This is a genomic window from Trinickia sp. (assembly GCF_036503415.1).
Classification (GTDB): domain Bacteria; phylum Pseudomonadota; class Gammaproteobacteria; order Burkholderiales; family Burkholderiaceae; genus Trinickia.
The window spans coordinates 1-4,032 of the sequence record NZ_DASXWY010000120.1 but is presented as its reverse complement, the minus strand read 5'-3'; the positions used below and the strand labels follow the sequence as shown (position 1 = coordinate 4,032).

The 4,032-nt window shown below is 64.6% G+C and carries 5 protein-coding genes; 1 reads left to right on the top strand and 4 read right to left on the bottom strand.

The window, feature by feature from the left end:
- The 4 genes from VGL01_RS15320 to VGL01_RS15305 all read right to left on the bottom strand — a co-directional run.
- On the bottom strand, window positions 1-614 hold a 614-nt coding region (locus VGL01_RS15320), incomplete at its 3' end, for an SDR family NAD(P)-dependent oxidoreductase (RefSeq protein WP_331570735.1).
- 212 nt (window positions 615-826) lie between these two features.
- Window positions 827-1,885, bottom strand: a complete 1,059-nt coding sequence (locus VGL01_RS15315; RefSeq protein WP_331570733.1) for an alkene reductase — start codon at window positions 1,883-1,885, stop codon at window positions 827-829.
- A 117-nt stretch (window positions 1,886-2,002) separates the two neighbouring features.
- Window positions 2,003-2,305 (bottom strand): helix-turn-helix transcriptional regulator, encoded by a 303-nt coding sequence (locus VGL01_RS15310; RefSeq protein ID WP_331570731.1) that lies wholly within the window; start codon window positions 2,303-2,305, stop codon window positions 2,003-2,005.
- A gap of 125 nt (window positions 2,306-2,430) precedes the next feature.
- Window positions 2,431-2,946, bottom strand: coding sequence for a DUF1993 domain-containing protein (locus VGL01_RS15305; RefSeq protein WP_331570729.1), 516 nt, complete (start codon window positions 2,944-2,946; stop codon window positions 2,431-2,433).
- Window positions 2,947-3,243: 297 nt separating this feature from the next.
- On the opposite strand from VGL01_RS15305, the gene VGL01_RS15300 reads away from it, so the two are divergent.
- A partial coding sequence (locus VGL01_RS15300; protein WP_331570727.1) for a protease pro-enzyme activation domain-containing protein occupies window positions 3,244-4,032 on the top strand: 789 nt, incomplete at its 3' end.

Here is a 4,032-nt window from a genome sequence, read left to right as displayed (position 1 = left end):
AACGCGGCCTGATCCGTTTCGCGCAGTGCGGCCTGCATCTCCGTATCGACGACACCGGGCGCGATCGTGGCGATGCGCAGCGCGCGCTCGTTGCCGAGCGCCACGGCTCGCGCATGGTGATCGAGCGCCGCTTTCGTCGCGCAGTAGATGCTCCAGCCCGCATAGGCATTGCGCGCCGCGCCGCTCGAAACGTGCACGATGCGCCGGTCCGAGGCGTCTTTGCTTGCCTCGGCGAATGCGCATGACAGCATCAGCGGTGCTGCGACGTTCAGCACGACCGAGCGCCCGACTTCCCGTGCATGGGGAGCGTCGAGCGGGCCGATCGGCTCGGCCGTGCCCGCGTTGTTGATGAGGAGTACCCGGTCAGCGCCGCGCAAAAAGCGTTGCAGCGCGCCCGTGCCGAGCCATGCTTCGATGTTTTCCGTATCGGCCAGGTCGACTTCGGCTTCCTCGACGGCATCGGGAAAACGCGCCGCGAGGGACGTATGGCGCGTTCGCGAAACGCCGAGGACGACAAAGCCGCGCGCGAGCAGCGTCTCGGACAACGCGGCGCCGAGGCCGCGCGTGTGGCCGGTGACGATGGCTTTCGAAACGATTGGGGTCGAGGAGGTCATGGGCAATTCCTTTGCGTCAGTTGGGGCGGCTAACTGGAATTGGGCGGCGAAAGGGCGAGACCTCGATGATGCTCAAACCGCTTGGCAATCGCAAGCGGTGCGCGCGCCAAGGCGTCGGTGCGGGGGGAGCTGGAGAGGCGACCGACGAGTTCGCCCGGTGTGTCGCGGGGCTGACCGCACCCCGCCACACACCGCGGCGGCAACCCTCGCGATCAGGCCGTTTCGAGCGACGGGTAGTCGATGTAGCCGGCAGAGCCTTCACTGTAGAAGGTCGATGGGTTCGGCTGGTTCAGCGATGCGCCGAGCCTGAAGCGCTCGGGCAAATCCGGATTGGCGATGAAGAGCTGTCCCCAGGCTACGGCGTCGGCTTCGCCCGCGTCGAGCGTGTGCTGGGCCGATTCCTGCGTGAACTTCTCGTTCGCAATGTACACGCCGCCGAAAGCCTCCTTCAGCATCGGGCCGATCCGGTTCTCGCCGAGCGATTCGCGCGCGCAGATGAACGCGATGCCGCGCTTGCCCAGCTCGTCCGCAACGTAGCCGAACGTCGCGGCAGGGTTCGCGTCGCTCATCGAGTGTGAGTCACCGCGCGGCGCGAGATGGACGCCGACGCGGCCGGCGCCCCAGACGGCGATGCATTCGTCGACGACTTCGAGCAGCAGACGCGCGCGGTTCTCGAGCGAGCCGCCGTAAGCGTCGGTGCGGTGGTTCGTGCCGTCTTGCAGGAACTGATCGAGCAAGTAGCCGTTCGCACCATGGACTTCGACGCCGTCGAAGCCCGCTGCTTTCGCGTTTTCGGCGCCTTTGCGAAACGCTGCAACGACTTCGCGGATTTCATCGAGCTCGAGCGCGCGCGGCGTGACATAGGGTTGCTGTGGCCGCACGAGGCTGACATGGCCATTGGGGGCGATCGCGCTCGGCGCGACGGGCAACTCGCCGTTCAGGAACAGGGGGTGCGAGACCCGCCCGACATGCCAGAGCTGCAAGAAGATGCGCCCGCCGGCCTCGTGCACGGCTTCGGTCACCTGTTTCCATCCGGCCACCTGCTCGTCGGACCAGATGCCCGGCGTGGCCGCATAGCCCACACCTTGCGGCGTGACGGAGGTGGCTTCGCTGAGGATGAGTCCGGCCGATGCGCGCTCTGCATAGTACTGAGCCATCAGTGCGTTCGGCAGGCGGGCGGCGCCCGCGCGTTGACGCGTGAGCGGCGCCATGATGATGCGGTTGGGCAGTGTCAGATCGCCGACGACGAGCGGATCGAAAAGTGTTGGCATGACTTGGAGTCCTCTTCTTTGGCGGGGCTTGTGGCCGCGTGCCTGTCAAGTTGGTTGAGTCGGATACTTTCGTGCAGGTCGGGGGCGGCTCGACGCATCGGCTTCGGTTTCGCCGATTCACAAATCCGTGCCGAGCGCATCGAGAAACGCTCGAATGACTGGCTCGTTGCGCTTGAAAAAGCACCACTGGCCAATGCGCTTCACAGTAACGAGCCCCGCACCTTGTAGCGTCGCGAGATGCGCCGAGCAGCTCGATTGCGACAAGCCGCAACGAACGTTGATCTGTCCGGCGCACACGCCGTGGTCGAACGACAGCTCCTGGTCCGGAAAATTCGCTTCCGGTTCCTTGAGCCAGGTCAGGATCTCGCGGCGCACGGGATTGGCGAGCGCCTTGTGAATGGCATCGATGTCTATGTTCATGTCGAGCGGGTCACCCCATCGCGATCCGGCAACAGAGCCGGATCACCATGAGGCGAATCATATATCGGAATTAGACGATATGCTTTAACCCCTCGCTCCAAGGGGTCTTGCTGTCTCGGCGGTCTTCAGACGCGGCCGGGCTTGCCGAGGTAATCGAACTTGCCGATCTCCACGCCGTTGTGCCGCAAAATGTCGTACGCCGTCGTGACGTGAAAGAAGAAATTCGGCAGCGCGAAGTGCAGCAGGTAGTTCAACCCCGGGAACTCGAGCACGCCGTCGCGCATGTTCAACTTGACGATGCGTTCATCGCTGCCTTCGAGCTTGGCGGCGTCGAAATCCTCCAGATAGGCGATCGTCTTGGCGATGCGCTCGTCGAGTTCCTCGAACGTCGTTTCCGAATCGGGAAAACTCGGCGGCTCGACAGCCGCCAAACGCGCGATGCAGAACTTCGCGGCATCCGACGCAATCTGGATTTGGCGGGTGAGCGGATGCATGTCGGGATAAAGGCGGCTCGCCAGCAAAACGGCAGGGTCGATCTTCTTCGATTCGGCATGGGCGCGCGCCTTGGTCAGGATGGCGCGCAGGTTCGTCAGCCCCCGGACGAATACAGGCACGGACGCTTGATACATGGAAAGAGACATGTCCCGGTTCCTCGTGTAAATGGGTGCTTCGCATCATATGCCGCCCGCATGATCTTTGCTCGGAGCGCGCCCGGCGCGGCGCACCGCCCGATTCCCTCTCCCGTTCGGCCTGGCGCGAGCATATGCGATGCCTCATCCGCACGGCATGCACTACACTTTGAGCACTCGTCCGACGATTGGGCGCCGGATGGCGACGAACGCAGGCCACCGGCGCGTCACCTACCGAAACGGAGAGGAACTGCGCCACGGCGGTTCGGTCGGAGCTTCGACGTAATCCTTCCTGAGGAGCGTCAATTCATGACAACAGCAAGAGAGCAGCTCGTCGGTAGCCATCGCGAGCCGGTTGAGGGTTCCACGCGTCTCGGTCCATGCGATCCGGGCCAGATGCTGCAGGTGGTGGTCACATTGCGCCGGCGCGACGAGCACGCGCTGGAGCAGACGGTACAAAAGATTGCGCGCGGCGAAACGCAGGAGCCGTTGACGCGGGAAGCGTTCGCCACCCGGTTCGGCGCGGCGGACGACGATCTCGCGAAGGTCGAGGCGTTCGCAAAAGAATACGGCCTGCGCGTGGCAAAGCGCGACGCCGCGGCGGCTGCCGTCACGCTCGAGGGCACCGTCGAGCGCTTTCAGCAAGCGTTCGGAGTGGAGCTCGCGCATTACGAGCATCCGGAGCTGGGCGGCTTTCGCGGCCGTACCGGCAGCGTGAGCATTCCGCGGGAACTCAGCGGGGTGGTCACGGCCGTGCTCGGTCTCGACGATCGTCCGCAGGCCCGCCCTCATTTCCGGATGTCGGTGCCCCCCATCGGGCCGCGCCGCGCAGCGCCGCATACCACGGGCTTCACGCCGCTGCAACTTGCGCAGATTTACGATTTCCCGTCCGGCAGCGACGGTCGCGGTCAATGTATCGGCCTCATCGAACTGGGCGGCGGCTACCAGAAGTCCGATCTCGAGCAGTACTTCAACGAATTGGGACTGCGGCCGAACCCGCAAGTGATTTCCGTGGCCGTGGGCACGGGCGCGAACGCGCCCACGGGCGATCCTTCCGGGCCCGATGGAGAGGTGACGCTCGATATCGAAATTGCCGGC